General features: G+C 43.0%; 15 protein-coding genes. 4 read left to right on the top strand and 11 right to left on the bottom strand.

Translation table 11 applies throughout. The features are described 5' to 3' along the window. Positions 1-95: 95 nt before the first annotated feature. The 7 genes from D1164_RS07050 to D1164_RS07020 form a co-directional block, all read right to left on the bottom strand. Positions 96-854 (bottom strand): Bax inhibitor-1/YccA family protein, encoded by a 759-nt coding sequence (locus D1164_RS07050; RefSeq protein WP_206610944.1) that lies wholly within the window; start codon positions 852-854, stop codon positions 96-98. A 139-nt stretch (positions 855-993) separates the two neighbouring features. Further along, positions 994-3,189: a S9 family peptidase gene (locus D1164_RS07045; protein ID WP_119349370.1), complete on the bottom strand. Its 2,196-nt coding sequence runs from the start codon at positions 3,187-3,189 to the stop codon at positions 994-996. A 211-nt stretch (positions 3,190-3,400) separates the two neighbouring features. Then, complete coding sequence (gene miaB, locus D1164_RS07040) at positions 3,401-4,741, bottom strand: tRNA (N6-isopentenyl adenosine(37)-C2)-methylthiotransferase MiaB (RefSeq protein WP_119349249.1); 1,341 nt, start codon at positions 4,739-4,741, stop codon at positions 3,401-3,403. 4 nt (positions 4,742-4,745) lie between these two features. Next, positions 4,746-5,384, bottom strand: a complete 639-nt coding sequence (locus D1164_RS07035) for a ferredoxin--NADP reductase (protein WP_147372077.1) — start codon at positions 5,382-5,384, stop codon at positions 4,746-4,748. 220 nt (positions 5,385-5,604) lie between these two features. After that, entirely contained in the window at positions 5,605-5,829 is a 225-nt protein-coding gene (locus D1164_RS07030) for a phospholipase D-like domain-containing protein (protein WP_119349247.1), read from the bottom strand. Positions 5,830-5,994: 165 nt separating this feature from the next. Then, positions 5,995-6,792 (bottom strand): class I SAM-dependent methyltransferase, encoded by a 798-nt coding sequence (locus tag D1164_RS07025; RefSeq protein WP_119349246.1) that lies wholly within the window; start codon positions 6,790-6,792, stop codon positions 5,995-5,997. Positions 6,793-6,796: 4 nt separating this feature from the next. Beyond that, positions 6,797-7,498, bottom strand: coding sequence for a Crp/Fnr family transcriptional regulator (locus tag D1164_RS07020; RefSeq protein ID WP_119349245.1), 702 nt, complete (start codon positions 7,496-7,498; stop codon positions 6,797-6,799). 185 nt (positions 7,499-7,683) lie between these two features. Here D1164_RS07020 and D1164_RS07015 point away from each other — a divergent pair, with 185 nt between their 5' ends. The 4 genes from D1164_RS07015 (at position 7,684) to D1164_RS07000 (ending at position 11,078) form a co-directional block, all read left to right on the top strand. Further along, entirely contained in the window at positions 7,684-8,100 is a 417-nt protein-coding gene (locus tag D1164_RS07015; RefSeq protein ID WP_119349244.1) for an OsmC family protein, read from the top strand. A gap of 130 nt (positions 8,101-8,230) precedes the next feature. Then, positions 8,231-8,851 carry a YceI family protein gene (locus tag D1164_RS07010; RefSeq protein ID WP_241558265.1) on the top strand — a complete coding sequence of 207 codons (621 nt, stop codon included), beginning with the start codon at positions 8,231-8,233 and terminating at the stop codon, positions 8,849-8,851. A gap of 69 nt (positions 8,852-8,920) precedes the next feature. Then, the gene (locus D1164_RS07005) at positions 8,921-9,634 is read left to right on the top strand and encodes a pirin family protein (RefSeq protein WP_119349243.1); all 714 of its coding nucleotides are present in this window, start codon (positions 8,921-8,923) and stop codon (positions 9,632-9,634) included. 79 nt (positions 9,635-9,713) lie between these two features. Further along, positions 9,714-11,078, top strand: coding sequence for an NAD-dependent succinate-semialdehyde dehydrogenase (locus D1164_RS07000; RefSeq protein WP_241558264.1), 1,365 nt, complete (start codon positions 9,714-9,716; stop codon positions 11,076-11,078). 50 nt (positions 11,079-11,128) lie between these two features. Here D1164_RS07000 and D1164_RS06995 read toward each other — a convergent pair whose 3' ends face one another. From D1164_RS06995 to lipB, 4 genes are all read right to left on the bottom strand, one after another. Continuing rightward, positions 11,129-14,527: a DUF1080 domain-containing protein gene (locus tag D1164_RS06995; protein WP_172594371.1), complete on the bottom strand. Its 3,399-nt coding sequence runs from the start codon at positions 14,525-14,527 to the stop codon at positions 11,129-11,131. Between the two features lie 33 nt (positions 14,528-14,560). Further along, a complete protein-coding gene (locus D1164_RS06990; protein WP_119349241.1) occupies positions 14,561-15,832 on the bottom strand; it encodes a Gfo/Idh/MocA family oxidoreductase in 1,272 nt (423 codons plus the stop codon). A 1,185-nt stretch (positions 15,833-17,017) separates the two neighbouring features. Next, entirely contained in the window at positions 17,018-17,818 is an 801-nt protein-coding gene (locus D1164_RS06985; protein WP_119349240.1) for an endonuclease/exonuclease/phosphatase family protein, read from the bottom strand. Between the two features lie 21 nt (positions 17,819-17,839). Beyond that, positions 17,840-18,505, bottom strand: a complete 666-nt coding sequence (lipB, locus tag D1164_RS06980; protein ID WP_119349239.1) for a lipoyl(octanoyl) transferase LipB — start codon at positions 18,503-18,505, stop codon at positions 17,840-17,842. Between the last annotated feature and the right edge of the window lie 4 nt (positions 18,506-18,509).

The following is an 18,509-nucleotide window of genomic DNA, read 5'->3' as shown; positions in this document are numbered from 1 at the left end:
ATTCGATATTGAATCGTGTGGAAAGAATCCTGGTCTTAAATCTGTAATCTGCGACTGTTTTTCCTCCTGAATGTGAAGCAGGGATACCGTCAATTTCACTCCCTGCTGGCCAGTTTCGATAGCAGCCTCAAAATTTCAAGATAAAGCCAGATGAGTGTGACCATTAAGCCGAATGCGCCATACCATTCCATGTATTTCGGGGCGCCTTGTTCTGCCGTCCGTTCGATAAAGGCAAAGTCGAGTACCAGGTTAAGTGCTGCCACGGCCACTACTACCAGGCTAAAACCGATACTGAAATTGCTGTTGCCATGTAAAAAGCCCAATTGAGCGCCAAACAATCCGGCAATAAAACTTACCAGGTAAACAAGTGCAATTCCGGCAGTAGCGGCAAGCACTCCCATCATAAATTTTTTGGTTACCTTGATGATTCCCGAACGGTAAAAGAAAAGCATGGCTGCAAAAACTGCCAGCGTTAGTGCAACGGCGCGCATGACAATGTTGCTATACATGGATTCGAAAACAGCCGATAAACCACCCAACATAAGCCCTTCCAGCACAGCATAGATGGGTGCTGAGATTCCGGAACTTTGCGGCCGAAAAACAGTTACCAGTGCGGCAATTAATCCGCCAATTCCTCCGATTGCCAGCCATGGTACCACTGCCGACATGCCTGCATCCGGGGTAGCTGCATTAAAAAACTTATTCCATGTGAACACTGCCGCGGCAATGACCAGCAAAAGCGACAAAGCCGTTTTATTTATTGTGCCGTTTACAGTCATCCCCTCCGAAGAGGCGTGGGTATATTCCCGGTTGAAAACCTTCTCACTTAAAGCAGGATTCGATGTCTTTGACAAATTAATCATTTCTTTTAAATTTATTTTTCAAGGCGTTTGAATAACAAAAAATCTGCCATCTTGGTTTACCTGACAGATTTTCGGGTGGGCTGTTTAAATAAAATGGTTTAATAATTAAAACACGAATGGATTAACATTTTTACTGCAACTGCTCTTTCAAAAAGTTGGTCATTCGTGTGTAAAGATGCATGGTGGTATTCCCTCCTCGAATTCCGTGACTCCGGTTCGTGTAAATTGCCATGTCAAATTGAACACCGGCCTGTACCAGCTTTTCTGTAAATTCGTAGGTGTTTTGAACATGCACATTATCGTCAGCTGAACCGTGTATAATCAGCAGCCTGCCTTTTATGTCGCCGGCATGGGAGAGGGGTGAATTGTCGTCGTAACCGTCCGGGTTTTCATTGGGCGTACGCATAAAACGTTCCGTGTAAACGGTGTCATAAAACCGCCAGTTGGTAACCGGTGCCACTGCAATTCCGGCTTTAAAAAGTTCTCCCCCTTTTTCCATGGAAAGGAGGGTCATAAAACCGCCATAGCTCCATCCGAAAATACCGATGTTTTTTGCATCTACATAAGGCAGGGTGCCCAGGTGTTTAGCTGTTTCCACCATATCGTCCGATTCGTATTTGCCCAGTTGCAGATAAGTTACCTTCCGGAAATCTTCACCACGGGCTGCCGTTCCCCGGGGATCGACCGAAACCACGAGAAATCCCTCCTGCGCCAGGTAATGATTCCAGTTGATTCCGCTCCATGAATTGGAAACACTCTGAGAATTGGGGCCGCTGTATTGTGTGATGAGTACCGGGTATTTTTTCGAAGAGTCAAACCCGGTCGGTTTTATCATGTAGCCATTCAGTTCTATTCCTTCGGAAGTGGTAAAAGCGAAAAATTCTTTTTTCGGGAGACGGTAAGTCTGCAATTTATTTTTCAGGAATGTGTTATCCTGAATCGTGTGTAAAAGCTTGTTCTTTTTGTCGTGTACCGTAACCAGTTGAGGAGTTTGGCTGCTACTGAAATAATTTACATAGTAGTTGAAATTTTTACTGAAATCAGCATGATTGGTTCCTTCAAGGGTTGATATTTTTCCCTTTTTTTTGCCGTCCACGCTGGCAAAATATACATCGCGCCGAAGAGGGGATTCGGCAGCAGCCTGGTAGTAAAATAGTTTTTCAGCAGGATCATACCCGTAAAATTTGGTTACGTCGAATTCTCCTTTGGTTAACTGTCCCTGTTCAAATCCCAGCCGATCGTAAAGGTACAGGTGCGACCATCCGTCTTTTTCACTGGTGATTATAAACCTTCCGTCATCGAGGTATGTGAAAGCATCCAGGAAATCTTCACTAATGTACCGTTCATTTTTTTCGGAAATAATGGGTTTTGATTCGCCGGTGAAAGGATTGGCATACAAGATGTCGAGTTGGTTTTGCCTACGATTCAGGCGCATTACCACAAGGTCTTTGGAATCGGGAGTCCATTTCAGCCTGGGGATGTAAATATCGGTGTCGTCTCCAATTTGCACATCAATAGTAAGACGGGAATAAAGTTCATAACTTTTGACTGAAACCGTGGAATTTTTTTCTCCGGCTTTGGGGTATCGGAAGGTTTTTTCACCCGGGTAGAGTCTGTTTTTTTCCAACGCAGGACTTTCTCCCGCATACATTTTCATGCTAAACTCCGGAACTTCTGTTTCATCAAAACGAAGAAAGGCGAGGAATTTACTGTCGGGCGACCACCAAAAGGCCTTGTTAAAACCGAATTCTTCTTCATAAACCCAATCGGGAGCGCCATAGATTATTTTATTCTTTTCACCGTCCCAGGTAATCTGACTTTCATTACCAAACTTCAGGTTTTTTATAAAAATATTATTGTCGCGCACAAAAGCCACCCGGTCACCATCAGGCGAAAACGTAGCCAGTTGCTGGATCCCGTTATCAGACAGCGGAGTCAATTTTTCATTCAGAACATTCCAAATGTAGTACTGCGCAGTGAAGGAGTGCCGGTAAATACGTTTTACATCAGTTGTGAGCAATATTTTTGTTTCGTCGGCACTAAATTCGTAATCAGAAAAGGACGATATGGGAGCATCCTCTACTTTGGAAATATCGAACAGAACCTCCACTATTTCCCCGGTTTTGTAACTGTATTTTATAATTTTTGTCCGGTTTTCGAATGTGGTGTAGTGTTCTCCGTCATTCATAGAACGCAATTCTTTTACCGAAACTTCCCTGAAAGTACCTTTTGTAAAAATATCTTCCAATGTGATTTGCTGGTCGGTTTGTGCATGCAGGGTAAAAATTATTAATCCTGTCAGTAATGTCAATCCTAACTTTTTCATATTTCTGTTTTTGAACTTTATCATGTCTTCAAATCCTGGAACTCGTTCATAATTTAAGGTTGCAAGGCAATTGTCGGGGAATTTGTTACATCCATTTCCCCACTTTTTTAAGCGGATTCCTTCTCAAAATTAAATTATTGAGATTCCTTTCTGTTTATCCTTAAAAGTTCAAAAATAATCAGAATTTAGTTTGTATTGAAATCAAATCGGATTAAACCAATTCCTCCACTTTCACCAGTTCGCCTTCCAGCGAGAAATCGGAAGCAGAAGTAATTCTGACATCAGCAAAATGCCCGGTTAAATCTTCGTTTTCAGCAGGAAATCGCACAATCAGTTTCCCTTCAGTAAGGGCAGAAAGGAATCCGTCTTTACGGTCAGCACCACGAACCAGAACGCGTACGGTTTTGCCCACAATATTGCGATTAAAAATGCGGTTGTGTTTGCGTAATTCTTCTGTTAGTGCATGCAGTCGTTCTTTTTTTATTTCCTGCGGCACGTCGTCTGCCCAACGATGGCTGGCAGCACCCGGGCGGGGGGAATAGATAGCCGTGTAAGCCATATTGAACTGGAATTCTTCCATTGCCTTTCGGGTATTTTCAAACTGCTCTTCTGTTTCCCCCGTGAAACCTACTATAATATCGGTAAACAATGTTGCCTGGGGCAAAATACGCCGGATGGTTTGCACAATGCCGCGGTACCTTTCCATGTTGTGTTTACGGTTCATACGAATAAGAACCTTGTCGTCGCCACTTTGCATCGGCAGGTGAATTTGTTTAGCAAGAACCGGGTAGCGGGCAATTACCTCAAAAACCTCATCGCTCATATCGCGCGGGTGAGGAGAGGTGAAATAAACCCAGAATTCCTTATTCATCCGGTTGCCGAGTTCACCCACCTGCTGGAGTAATTCAGGGAACGTAATTTCCTCCCCTTTTTTGTCGAGGCCGTAGGAGTTGACGTTTTGCCCCAATAGGGTGACCGATTTGTATCCCTGTGAAACCAGCAACGCCACTTCAGCCAGAATGTCTTTTGAAGGCCGGCTTACCTCACGGCCGCGTGTAAACGGCACTGCACAAAACGTACAGAATTTGTCGCAGCCATTCTGGATAGGGATATATGCTTCAAACTCCGACTGGTAGGAGGGTTTTACATTCCAGAATTCTTCTATATTTTTATTGTATGGGTCAATCCCGGGTTTTAAGTGGGCAGGTGTGGTAATGCCGTACCGGCTGATCATTTCAGGCAATTGGGGCAGATCCTTCATTTGAAAGGTAATATCAAAAAGTTTAAGGAACTTTTCATGATCGCTTGGCAGGATACACCCCGAAATAAAGGTAACCAGGTTTTTATGATTTTTCCACTTGTTCCATTTGTGGATGCGGGAATAAACTTTATCGATAGCTTTTTGCCTTACCGAGCAGGCCAGTATTCCAATCAGGCCAGCTTCTTCTTCATTATCTGTCCAGGTGTAACCGGCTTCATCAAGTACGGAAATTACCCGCTCGCTGTCGGAAAGGTTCATCTGGCATCCCAATGTGATTACATGGTACTTCATTGTTTTAAAAATAAACTTCTGTGTAAATGTTTTGAACCGGTATTCCTTTGCCGGTCAGAATATCGAATACTTCGTAAATCATTTCGCTGTTCCCGCATAAAAAACATTGCAGGTCAGGCGCTATATCCCGGGTGGCCAGGTAATCTGTCACCCTTCCGTTAAAATCACCGGTTTTATCGCCACTGGTGCAAAGCGTAACTTTTTGTTTGTCAAAATGGTCGTGTTCATAAGCCTCTTCCCCAAAACGCACTCCATGGATCAGTTGGTAGTCCAGGTCAGGATAGGTGTGAACAAAACTGTGGAATGGACTGATTCCTGTGCCTGTAGCCACAAACAGAAACTTTTGTGTGGAGAATGTTTGCGGTTGGAACCGGAAAAAACCAAATGGGCCGTCCACCTCAACTTTATCGCCGGGCCGCAGTTTTTTTAAGCGGGGCGATACCTGGCCGTCGGTTACTTCACGCACCAGTACTTCCAGCACATCCTCCTGTTCGCCGCTATAAACGGAATATTCGCGCTGGGCAATACTTCCGGGATGGCGCAAAATAACAAACTGCCCCGTTTGAAACGGCAGTTCCTTTCGCTCCATTTGAAGGATGAACGCAGAATCAGTCAGATTTCTAACCGCTGTTATCTGATGCATTTTAACTTTCTCCTGTTTTGTTTCTTTTAACAAAAGGACAAAAATACAAAATTATCCTTTTTGACAATTGAAAGCGTTTGATTGGAATGTTATCATTTACCGGAAGTGCCTTTATTCCCAGTCTTAATATTTTTTGAAGGCTGTATCAGTTGTGGGGTTGTCAGTAGTTATTTGGATGTTAAATATTTTATAGGGAAATCAGATAACTTGGGGATAAATTTCATATTGCCTCTTTATCCGAATACCTGAAGTCTTTTTTTATTTCTTCTATATCAGAGTTAAAAAGAGGATCCTTGGAAGCTTTTTTGAGCAGTTGGATTTTTTTACTTCTTTTATCATCAGCAACCTCAACAATAACACGAACTTTTTTAATTGATTCAAACTTTTTGGGAAGTTTGATTGTCAATTCATTGCTCTTTATTTCGTATGTTTTTTCGATTGTCATTGTTACATTTTTTTTTCAAAGTTACAAAAAAGATGATGAAGAAATCAAATCGTTTTTGGTGGCAAAGTTCTGAGTGTTTTGTGTGAATTTGATTATTCTGTATTTAGCTGGAACAGCTAAGTCAGCAGGTGAAATTTATCGGATTGATGAAAGGATTTTATATTTTCAGGTGGACTTCTCTCCATTCGAAATAACATAATAGGCCGCCGTCGTAAAAAAGTTCCGAAGCCAGGGAATGGTTCCAATCAGCCTGAATTGGGAACGCGGTTTCAGTCCGAATTTGGTTTCATAATTCGGATTAATTAAATAGAATGTACGTTTATCAATCGTGTAATTTTCATGCCTGAGAATCCGCTCAAAGCGTTCGATGGAAATGCCGGTTTTTTTTATAAAAAGCAGTCCTTCTATTCGTTGTTCATTTTTTTCAAAAAGGGTAAGGATGAATTTGTAGATACTTTTTGGCAGCAGATGAAAGTATGGCATTTTTGAGAGGATTTTACTTTGGCAGGTTTGCTGGTGTCCGCCAAACGGATTTTGCCAGGGAGGAAACGCCAGGAAGAATTTTCCACCGGGTTTCAGGAATTTTTTTACGTAACCCATAAATTTTTCCTGATCCGGAATGTGCTCGATGACATCGCGCATAACGATCAAATCGAAAGTTTTTCCCTGCAAGTCAGTTTTGTAAATATCCTCGCAAATAAGTTCAATATTATTTTTGTTCGGGTGACTGGCAAAAAATGTTTTGGCCAGTTCAATCCTTCCGCATGAAATATCGACCCCCGTGGCTTTGCAGCCCAAATCGAGAAAGGGTTTCAGGTTGCCGGCCTCGCCACAACCAATTTCAAGTACTTCAGTCTGCTCCGATACATCCAAAACCCCTGAAAGATAAGGGATAACATGTTTTTGGGTGGTAAGCGCCTGTTCTAAAAAGTACTGCTCCTTGTTTTTGTGCCGTTTCTGCATCAGATTAAATATTGGCTACCCGGTGTAGTCCTGCGATATCAAGGAATTTTATTTTGCGGCCTTGCAATTCAATCAACTTGTCTTGCTTAAATTCTGAAAGGAGCCGGATGACCGATTCGGTAGCTGTTCCCACCATGTTGGCCAATTCTTCACGGGTAAGTGAAATTTGAAGGGTATTTTGATTGTCGAGCTCAAAGTTTTCCTTTAACAGCAATAAAACCTCTGCGAGCCTTTCTCGTACTGTTTTTTGGGCAATGTCAGTAATGTAATCGTTGGACTCACGCAGTTCCCGGCAAACTATCTGGAGCATGTGGTGCGAAAACTGCCAGTTGTTTTTTATCAGGAAAAGCAGGGTTTGATAAGGAATGTGGCACAAAATTGCCTCGTCAATAACTTTTGCAGTAGAACATGCCAGTTCCTGGCTTAACAATGAGCGATAAGCGATAATCTCACCTCTTTTGGCAAACCGAATAATTTGTTCCTTCCCGTCGATTCCTGTTTTGAAAATTTTAATGATTCCCCGGGTGACACAAAAGAAGCCGGTAAGCCTGCTTCCTTCCCTGTAGATAACAGTGCCCTTCTTGTAAAGCGAACAGGTTTTTTCGTAGTTCAAACGGTTGAACTCATCTTCATTCAGTTTTTTAAAAAGTTGAAAGCCACTTAAATCAGTCTCCTCTTCGGTCGGTCTTTTTACTACATTTCTCATCTTGCTACTCAATATGTTATAATTAGCTGTTCCTTAGTTGCCTGCAAGTGAAAAGACTGGCAGGTTTAGTTACACACCCTAAATATACAATATTCGCTCAATATTTAAGAAACTATTTATGCAGATAGTTAGATATTGTATATTTGCGGTACAAATTTATTGAAAAACAAGAAAAATAGAAAAGTATGAAACATGTTGTTGATTTGGCCTGGACTGATAATGTCGCTTTTGAAACCGATATGGACGGACATAAGGTGGTGATAGATGCAGGTATTGATTCGGGAGGTAGTGATTTAGGCCCGCGACCAAAGAAGCTGATGTTAACCGCCCTGGCCGGTTGCACCGGAATTGATGTGATAATGATTCTGAAAAAAATGAAAGTGGAACCGGAAGCATTTAATGTGATTGTTGAGGCAGATGTAACCGATGAGCACCCGAAACATTACCATAAAATGAAGGTGATTTACCAGTTTAAGGGAAAAGGTTTACCGGTGGAAAAACTGGAGAAAGCAGTAAAGCTATCCGAAGATAAATATTGCGGGGTAACAGCTGTTTATAAGAAGGCGATGAATGTAGAATCTGAAGTAAGGGTGGTGGAGTAACCGTTTTTTAATCAGGATATTTTTTGGGAAGCAATGAAAATTCGTTGCTTTTTTTAGGCATGAACAAAATACATACTTTTTTGTCTTTTATTTTGTATTTTTAAAGTCAAAAGATTAAAAATTTTGTAACATGAAAACAAAAAGCAGATTATTCTATACAGTTATTTTTTCATTGGTGCTTGCATTACCAATGGTTGCTGCAGAATATGAGGTAGACAAGAAAAAGAGTAATGTCAAATGGAATGGGAAAAAAGTAACCGGTGAGCATTACGGAACAATTAAACTCAAAAGCGGAACCCTTGAGGTAGAGGACAACAAAATCGAGTCAGGGACTTTTCACATGGACATGACCTCCATTGTGAACGAGGATTTAAAAAGTAAATCAACCAATGCAAAATTGGTGGGGCACCTTAAATCGGATGATTTTTTCTCTGTTGACAAACATCCTGTTTCCACTCTTGTGCTAACAAATGTAAAACATAAAACAGGGAACGTATATGTATTCTCCGGAAACCTGACCATTAAGGGAATAACACATCCTGTTTCATTTGATGCGAGTGTAGATGTTGACAATGATAAATTAACAGCTAACGGGAAAATAGAAGTTGACAGGACGCTGTACGATATAAAATTCAGATCAGGGAAGTTTTTCCCCGATTTAGGCAATAAATTAATATACGACACATTCTCCCTCGACTTCAATATCGTAGCAACAGCCGGAGCGGGCACGGCCATGTTGATTACGAAATAGTTTTTTTAAACTTGAAAACGTATAAACCCCGGGAAATTTGAGCCCGGGATTTATATTAAAAATGAGAAAATGAAATACATTGTCCATAAGGCTTCCGAAAGGGGCTTTGCCGATCATGGCTGGTTGAAAGCTACTCATTCCTTTAGTTTTGCGAATTATTACGACAAAGAGAAAATTCACTTTGGCAGGTTAAGAGTGTTAAACGACGATATTGTGGCTCCTTCCAGGGGATTTGGCCTGCATCCGCATGAAGACATGGAGATTATCACCATTCCCCTTGCCGGTGCATTGAAACATGCTGATAATATGGGGAATGAGGCGGTGATTACCGCAGGGGAGGTACAGGTAATGTCAGCAGGGACAGGGGTTTACCATTCAGAATATAATGCTTCTGCAACTGAACCTGTAAACCTGTTTCAGATTTGGATTTTGACTGATCAAAAAGGGCATGAACCCCGCTACGATCAAAAGATGTTTTCTCCCGAAAAGCGTAGCGATAAATGGCAATTATTTGTTTCTCCTGATGGGAATGACGGTTCCCTTTGGATACATCAGAATGCTTTTATTTCAGCCTTCGATTCCAATACGTTGGATAAAACCACTTACCAGCAGAAGATGCAGGGAAATGGAGTTTACTTTATGGTTACTGAAGGTGCCGTTGAAATAGAAGGAATTGAACTTGGCAAACGCGATGCCGCCGGATTCTGGGATACCGGTGAACCGTTAAGTATCAGGTTTAAACAGCCTGCCTCTCTCCTCGCTATTGAAGTTCCCATGAATTAACGACACATTTTAAAAACCCGGTTTCACTTTTTTTCGTAGTAATTTTTATACTTTAGTTTTTTTAATAATTACTGCAATTATGATGAAATCGGTAAATCCGGCCACCGGTGAGGTAATCCAGACGTACGAAGCATATTCAGAAAAAGGGGTTGAGAAGATTATTAATTCGGTGGACAAACGCTGGCATCAGTGGCGGAATACATCTTATTTTCAACGCAGTCAGCTGATACAGAACCTGGCCAGTCTACTGAAGAGCAATAAAGAGAAGCTTGCCCGGCTGATGGCACTAGAAATGGGTAAAGTTTTGCGGGAAGGAGTGGGCGAAATTGAAAAGTGCGCCTGGGTATGCGATTATTATGCCGCCAATGCCGAGAGTTTCCTGGAGAGCGAAACAATACCTACAGACTTTTCCAAATCCTATGTTAGTTACCAGCCATTGGGAACTATTTTAGCTGTTATGCCTTGGAACTTTCCTTTCTGGCAGGTTTTTCGGTTTGCCGCGCCAACCATTATGGCCGGGAATACTGCGGTTTTAAAGCATGCCAGCAATGTGCCGGGATGTGCCCTGGCTATTGAAGATCTGTTTCGGGAAGCAGGGTTCCCCGAGAATGTATTCAGAACGCTTCTTATTGGCAGTGACAAGGTGGAAGCTGTTATCAGACATCAGGCCGTGAAAGCAGTCAGCCTTACCGGGAGTACTCCTGCAGGGAAAAGCGTGGCTTCTGTTGCGGGCGCCGGGCTAAAAAAATGCGTGCTTGAGCTGGGGGGTAGCGATCCTTATATCATTCTGGAAGATGCTGATCTTATAGCGGCCGCTAAAACCTGCACGGCCGGCCGGTTACTAAATGCCGGGCAGAGTTGTATTGGCGCCAAACGGTTTATTGTGGTCGATAAAGTGTATTCTGAATTTTTGGAATATTTTACCAACGAAATGATAAAGGCGACCTTTGGTGATCCCTGCGAACCGGAATCAACAATGGGACCGCTGGCCCGTGCCGATTTACGAAATGATTTGCATGAACAGGTTTCCGGGTCTGTTAAAAAAGGTGCCGAAATAGTAATCGGTGGCGAGAAACCCGTCAGGAAAGGGGCCTATTATCCGCCGACTATTCTTGAAAATGTGCAACCCGGAATGCCTGCTTACGATGAAGAATTGTTTGGGCCGGTAGCTTCTGTTATTCGTGTCAGGGATGAGAAAGAAGCTGTCAGTGTAGCAAATGATTCCATTTTTGGACTGGGTGCCGCTGTATTTACCCGGGATATTAAAAAAGGTGAAATGTTGGCTGAAACGAAGTTGCAGGCAGGCTGCTGTTTTGTAAATGATTTTGTAAAGTCAGACCCGCGGCTTCCTTTTGGAGGGATAAATGAAAGCGGCTTTGGAAGGGAACTTTCTAGCCACGGAATCAGGGAGTTTGTGAATGCAAAAACAGTGGTAATAAAATAACGGGGTTCCGTATGAATCCGAAACCCCGTTACTATTTATAAAACCAAACGTTATTTGCTTAAGTCCTTTATCCTGATATTCCTGAATTTTAACTCCGAACCATGACCGAGGAAACCAATATAACCTTTGTCACGTTTTAGTCCGGGATGATTTCTTCCGTCCCGGGTTCCGTTTTTACTTGCTTCGGCAATGTCGCCATCCAGAATAACGGTTCCGTTTAACGTAACCGTTATACGGGTACCTTTAACAATAACTTCCTGTTGGTTCCATTCGCCCACCGGTTTTTGAAAACCGCGTTTTGCCGCAATAGTTCCGTAAACCGAACCGTGGTATTGGTACTCTTTCAGGTTCGCATAAATGGGCGCAGAATTGTCAAGTATTTGCAGTTCCATTCCCATATAAGCAGCATCGCCTTCCAGCGGAGCCCTGATGCCAAGGCCGTTGTTGGCTCCGGGAGTAAGCTGAAATTCGAACCTGAAAATGAAGTCACTGTATTCCTTCTCTGTGAAGAGGTTGCCGTGTCCACCCCTTGAAGGCTGCACCACCAGTTCAGCATCTTGTGCAAAATAGTCAGTGGTATTTCCCTGCCAGCCATCCAGGTTTGTGCCATTAAATAACGACACAAACCCTTCTGCTTTCTCCTCTTCTGTTAACCCAATTTCGTCTGTGTTAATTTCTTTTACATAGATATCGCGGAAAGCCAGGTCGGTGCCATGGGCCTGCAATTCAATGGTGCCCTTTTCAAATATAGGCAGGCTGCGATCCCAGAAGTTTTCGAGCGGAATATTATCCACTACCAGTTCTCCATTGAGGTAAACCGTTACATTTGCCCCAATCATGGTAATGCGGAAAGTATTCCATTCGCCCACGGGGTTGTCGGCCACTTTCAGCGGTTTGCTTTCGTATTTTTTATTATTGTATAAACCACCGGAACCAACCTGGGCACCTACTTCAACACGCGAAGTATCCCAAACCTGTACTTGTGGAGTTCCGCGAAGATAAATGCCGCTGTCTCCTTCTTTGGTAATCCGCCAGTCGACAATCATTTCAAAGTCTCCATATTCTTTTGCTGAACAAAGATTGGCTCCTTTGCCACTGAAAACAATGGTATTGTCTTTGACACTCCAGTTTTCCAACATTTTTTTGTTGGCTTTCTCTTGTTCCTCTGCCCGTTCTTTCTCGCTCAATTCTGCGATTTTTATCGGGTTTCCGTTTAACAACATTCCCTGCCAGCCGTCCAGGTTTTTGCCATTAAACATGGAGACAAACCCTTTTTCTTTGGACATTTTATCCAGGTAATTGTTGATATTGATGATGTCGTAATCGCTTTCTTCTCCCTTTAAAACGGAAGCAACACGCTTCAACAGTGTCCGTACCTTTTCTCCGGAGAGCCCGTTTTCCCCATTGGAATCGGGCAGAGCAATTTTCATGATGGCACGTGCAGCGGTTTGTTGCAGTTCATTTTTGTCCAGAAACTGCTCTAAATAAATAAGCGACAGGAATGTTTTCAGGTTGCCAATGGCATTAATTACCTGCTTCTCATCTTCCGTCCCTGATGCAAAAGGCATAATTTTCCGGTATTGGAGCAGCTTTTGATCATCGGGAATATTGGCCGAACGTACCTGTTTTACAAAGCTGGCGAAAGCTTTAGCCTGGTATTCGCCTTTGGTTGACTGGCAAATGTCATAGAGTGAAGTAGCTGCATCATAGTCTTTCCAGCTAATGAGGGCTTCAAAAGCTGTTTCCTTCAGCGAGCCCGAAGAGCTGTTAAAATAGTTTACTACTGTTTGTAAAGCAACATCACCGCCAATGGCAGGTAAAATAGCGATAATCCGTTCCTTTTTGTTCGTTGTCTGCAATGCCTGTAACAGTTTCCCTTTTTCGGTTTGCTCTTCTTTAACGCCTTTGGCAGCCTGAATTACAGCCATTTGAACTTCGTTGATTTCGTTTTGTTCATCTACTGACAATAAACGTTGAATCAGGGCATCTATGTTTTCCTCTGTCGAAATACTCTTAAGTGCACTAAAAGCGGCTTTTCTTTCTTCCTGGTTTGAAGCGTTTGTCAAAGCAAGAATAGTGTTAAAATAACCATTGCCCGCTTTGCTTGCAATCAATTCTACAAATGCTGCTTTGGTTGCCCCTGATGTTTTTGGCAATTGAGCTGCTACCGGAGCCAGGTGTTCCTTGTCAGTCAGTTGCAGTAAGGCCGCTTTTGCCGCTTCCAGATCTTTCCCTTCGGCAAGGTGGTTGATAAGCAACGGAGTGGCCTCTTTCCCTGCCAGTTTTACCAGTGCGGCAATGGCTTCTTCCCTGACAATCTGTGAGGAAGCATTTAAATTTGCTTTTACAAAATCGCATGCAACAGGATCGCCCCGGCGTCCCAACATATCAATAATTTCAGCTTTGACTTCTTCCGAAACCGAACCGGCTTTTTCAATCCACTGCCGGGTGCCTGCAACACCGCCAATGTTTTCGGCAGTATTCAATGCAGCATAACGGAACTCCTTGTTATTACTGTCCATTGCTTTTTGCAGGAGTGGCATAACTTCGTATCCGAAATGTTTGGCATAAATAAACAGAGCGCCGCTATTATTATGTAGCTTATCGTCTGTTTGGCTTGCTTTGGAAATGCTTTTCAGTGCTTTTTTGCAAAGGTCAAGTTCGCCTTGTTCTCCCAGGCGGTCAGCATAGGTAAGGAAAGCCTCGGCAGCATTGGTTTGTTCGTATGCAAAATTTACTTCTTTGGCTGCATTAAACAACAACTTATATGACTCGGGGCTGCCAATATTCGCCAAAGCAGCAAGGGTCGCTTTTCTTAACGCTACATTTTCGGTGCCGGCAAAATGTGTTATTGCCCGTAACGCCGGGGTGTACCTGAGCTCTCCCAACGCTTTGGTCAGTGTTGCCTGGGCTGACTCACCTGCTTTGGGAAGCGCTTCGAATAAGGCTGCACTGGCAGAAACAGACCCAATTGACAGTAATGTTTGGGTAGCCGGTTCCACCAAATTTTCATCAGCAAGGTATTTTTTGATAGCGTTTACCGATTCATCGCTTCCCACCAGGTTTAACTGGTTTAACAAGAAAGTTTTTATTTCGGTATCAGAATGTTCTTCCAGCGCTTTTAACAGGTTTGTTTCCAGTGCCTCTCGTGCATCTTTCTTGCCAAAATCACTGGAATACCTTGCCAGGCTATTTATGGCAAAACGTACGGATGTATCGTCGCCTACCCCGGCAGGTGTCAGTAATTGCGAAAGTTTTTGAAAACCCTGAGGACCCAGCTCTGCCAGTTCACTCATTACCCGGTCGCGGTGAACCAAATCGCTGGTTGGCATTTGAGCAAGCACATCCGCCACCTTTGTGTCTAATGTCCGCCTGTCCTGTGCAAAAGTTCCCGTGGTAAAAAGGGCTAAGAGCAGAAAGGCAGTATATTGAAATATTTTTTTGTTCATTTTCCCAGATACTATATTATACATTCAAAAAAATTAGATTGTCCATGGCGCACGCATGGGTTGATTAATCATCCTGTTGGCTCCTTCATCGTCAATAAATTGAAGTTTCTCCGGATCGAAATTTAATGTGCGACCCAGCCTTACTGCAATTATCCCCAGGTTTACCAGGGTTGATGACCAGAAACCATTGGTTTCGTTCAGTGCAAACTTTTTCCGGGTTTTCACCGACTCGGAGAACAGGGAAACCTGTGGTTCCGGATCGGGTAGTGTTTTCAGAAATTCCTGCAAGTTAGGAATATCGGAGCGGAACCCGCGGAAAATTTTTCCGTTGGGGCCTTCAATATAAGCTGCGTCTTTGTCCCGGTTTTCCCCGTCAAGAATAATTTGGCAGCCATCGGCATAAGTATATTCAATCCGGCGCCATGAACCTACCGCATCGTAATGTTGCTGCGGCGCGTCCACTTCAATTTTTACCGGAGCAGTATCGTCTTTCCCGAGCATGTATTGTACCGGGTCGAGGTAGTGCTGGCCCATATCACCCAGCCCGCCGCCGTCATAATCCCAGTAGCCCCTGAATTTGGAGTGTACCCGTTCGGGGTTATAAGGCTTGTAGGGTGCCGGACCGAGCCACATATCGTAATCCAGGTTTTCAGGTACCGGCATCGGCTTAAGATTATGCTCGCCACTCCAATAGAACTTCCAGTTATAGCCGGTAATTCCACTCACGGTGAACTTCAGTGGCCAACCAAGTATCCCACTGTCAATAACTTTCTTAAGCGGCTTTACGTCGGTCCCCAATCCATAAAAATTGTCTTTAAAGCGGAACCAGGTATTCAGGCGGAACATACGCCCGTGGGCATTCACAGCTTCCATCACCTTTTTCCCTTCACCAATGGTGCGGGTCATGGGTTTTTCACACCAGATATCCTTCCCGGCTTTGGCTGCTTCAACTGACATAAGTCCATGCCAGTGAGGAGGCGTGGCAATATGAACGATATCTACTTCAGGTAGCTGAACTACATCCCTGAAATCGTGAAAAGTTTTCACCTCGTTATTAATCATACTTTTGGCCTTTTCCAAATGGAGGCGATCCACATCGCAAATGGCCACCACGCGGGTACCTTCGTAAGGGATGTGCCCACGGCCCATTCCACCCACGCCGATAATAGCTTTGGTCAACTGATCGGACGGCGGTACAAAACCATTGCCGCCTAAAACATGACGTGGTACAATGGTTAAACCGGCCCCGGCAACGAACGCACTTTTTAAAAATCTTCTTCGGGAAGTCGGACTTTTACTATTCATTATTTACTATTTAAATTAGGACAAATGATTTTTTGTTCTTTTACATTATGGAAATGTAATATCAGCTTTTTGTATTTAATTTCAAAGATAATGTTTGCTTTCTAAAAAAATAAGAAACTACAAAGTTAAAATTTCAAATAAATGGTACAAATCCGTCCATTCATATTTTTTTGCTTCGAAAGGTAGTAACTTTCTAAACAGATGAGGTGTGGAATGTTGATATATATTGAAATATGTCACACTCGTTTATTTTTTGAATTTACTGTTGAGGGGTATTAAAACGGAGTAGTGCCTGCTTGGTTATGAATGCGTATGGGGGGCACTTTGAAAATCCGGTGGAGTAAAAAAGTAATCACGCTTAACTTTCAATATTCATTTAACTTTTTCCCTGTACTGAAATAATAGTTGGAATTTACGCTCTGCTCTAACTTGAGCCAAAAACATAGCATCAGGAAGGTATTTCCAGGCCAAGGTTCACTTTTATCTTCACCCAGAATCTTTTCAAAACTAACTTTGAGGGAGTGATTGAATTTCAAGAAACAACGTGAGTTCTATTTAAAAAACTTTACTTTCAAAACAACAGACAGGTTATTCACTTGTTTGGGGCTTTGCCCCAATCCCCACTTCATTTTTCTCCTAGATGAGAAAAACGAAGCAAAAAGAATCATGTCAAAATTAACCTTTACGTTTTTTCAATGTTGCGAATTGGCCCGACTGACGGAATTTTGACAAAGCCCGCATCAAGTATCGCTCACTTATAAATCAAAGTTAGGAATTGAGAGAATAGGCTGGTCCACATACGAACATTTAGGGCTAAAATATAAAACACATCGGCACGATGGCCTCGGTCGGTGAGCCGGAAAACAAGTGAGCACGGCGTTAAAAATTACTGCTGTTTGAGGAGGTACGACGAGTTTCAGTAATTTTAGCCGGAAACACGTAGCTTTTCCGAGTGAAGCGAACGCAGCCTTGGGTTTTCTGTTTATCTTTTTGGGCTAAACCAAAGAGTAAAATCGGCCTGATAAGGCATGAAAATGTTGATGGAAAATGTATCTGAAAACAGACTAACCCACCGGATTTTTCGGGTGAGCCACGTATGGGACTGATTGAGAGTTACTTTTGAACTCAACAGAAGAATGGTTTACATAAGGAAGGAATTCAGATAGAACCATTCCCTAACTTGTGTCAGTGTAACTCCATTTCTGCAGTTACGGGCAAATGATCGGACAACTGAGTTTTGGGTACGGCAGCGTTTTTTACCGTCCAATTAGCAGAAGGAGTGTAGAAAATGTAGTCGATTTTTAATTCCGGATTATTTGAGGGGAAGGTGAAATCGGAATTGCATGCCCTGTTCCAGTTTTGCATTCCTGCATTTATTTCCGGCGAATCAGGCTTTCCGTTAAAATCACCGGCCACAATTAATGGGAGGGGGTTGTTGGTAAGCGCTTCATTCAGCGCTTCTATCTGGACTTTTCTTACATTCGAAGAAGAATGGTCGAGGTGGGTAGATACAAATGTAAACCGCTTTCCTCCGGGCAATTCCACATCAGCCAATAACATTGCCCGCTGTTCCCTGGAGCCTTCCGGAATGGGGAGCAGTACTTTTTGTGTTTTTTCAAACGGGTATTTTGATAAGATACCTATTCCGTAATATCCGCCTGAATAATCTATGGTTCGGGCATAGGCGGTGAGCATCCCGGTAAGGTAGCCCAATTCAGTGATAAAATCTTTTCCGTTTTGATGGGGTGCCTGCGCACGATGGGTTCTTACATCCATTTCCTGAAGGGCAACAACATCCGGATTTTCACTTTTAATGTACTCTGCCAGTTCTTCCAGCGTGGCCCGTTCGCCAAAGCGCAGGTTGTAACTCATCACTTTCAGCGGGTACCCATTGTCGTTTTTATTGTTTTGTCCGAAAGTGGAAGCAGGAATGAGCATAATCCCTGCAACTATTAGTAACAAGAACCATTTGTTGAAAGTACCCATATTAGACTCCCGTTTTTTTAATTAATATAATGCATTAAATTTTTTCTTCAGGATGGTTTTTACCTCCTCCATCTGAATCTCTTTGCCCAGTTCCTGCTGAATGGAAGTGACGCCGAAAGTCAGTCCGCAGGGATTGATATAGCTGAAATAGCGCATGTCTGTATTTACATTCAGGGCAAAGCCATGCATGGTGACATAGCGGCTCACACGCACGCCAATGGCACAAATTTTCCGGGCTCTTGACGGGTGGTCGTAATCGAGCCAAACACCTGTTGCGCCTTCTTTTCGACCGCCTTTCAAACCATATTCGGCAATGGTGGCAATAATGGCGTCTTCCATTTTTTCAATGAATTGGCGTACCCCGATTTTATAAAATTCCAGATCGATAATCGGGTACCCTACAATTTGTCCGGGCCCGTGGTAGGTGATGTCGCCCCCACGATTTATTTTATAAAAGGTGGCTTCAATTTTTTTCAGGAAGTCTTCGTGAGCCAGCAGATTTTTTTCGTCGCCACTTTTTCCCAGCGTGTAAACATGCGGGTGTTCTACCAGTAAAAAGTGATTTTGGGATGATGGTTTTTTTGTTTCTCTTTTGTCGGCCACTACTTCTGCCAGCAGTTGTTCCTGAAGGTCCCAGGCCTCTTTGTAGTCTTTCAGACCAATGTCGTTGTAATTAAATGTTGCCACCTGT

Origin of the sequence: Mariniphaga sediminis, from assembly GCF_003573545.1 — a bacterium.
Taxonomy (GTDB): domain Bacteria; phylum Bacteroidota; class Bacteroidia; order Bacteroidales; family Prolixibacteraceae; genus Mariniphaga; species Mariniphaga sediminis.
The sequence above is the reverse complement of the archived record's forward strand: the minus strand, read 5'-3'. Positions and strand labels throughout refer to the sequence as shown.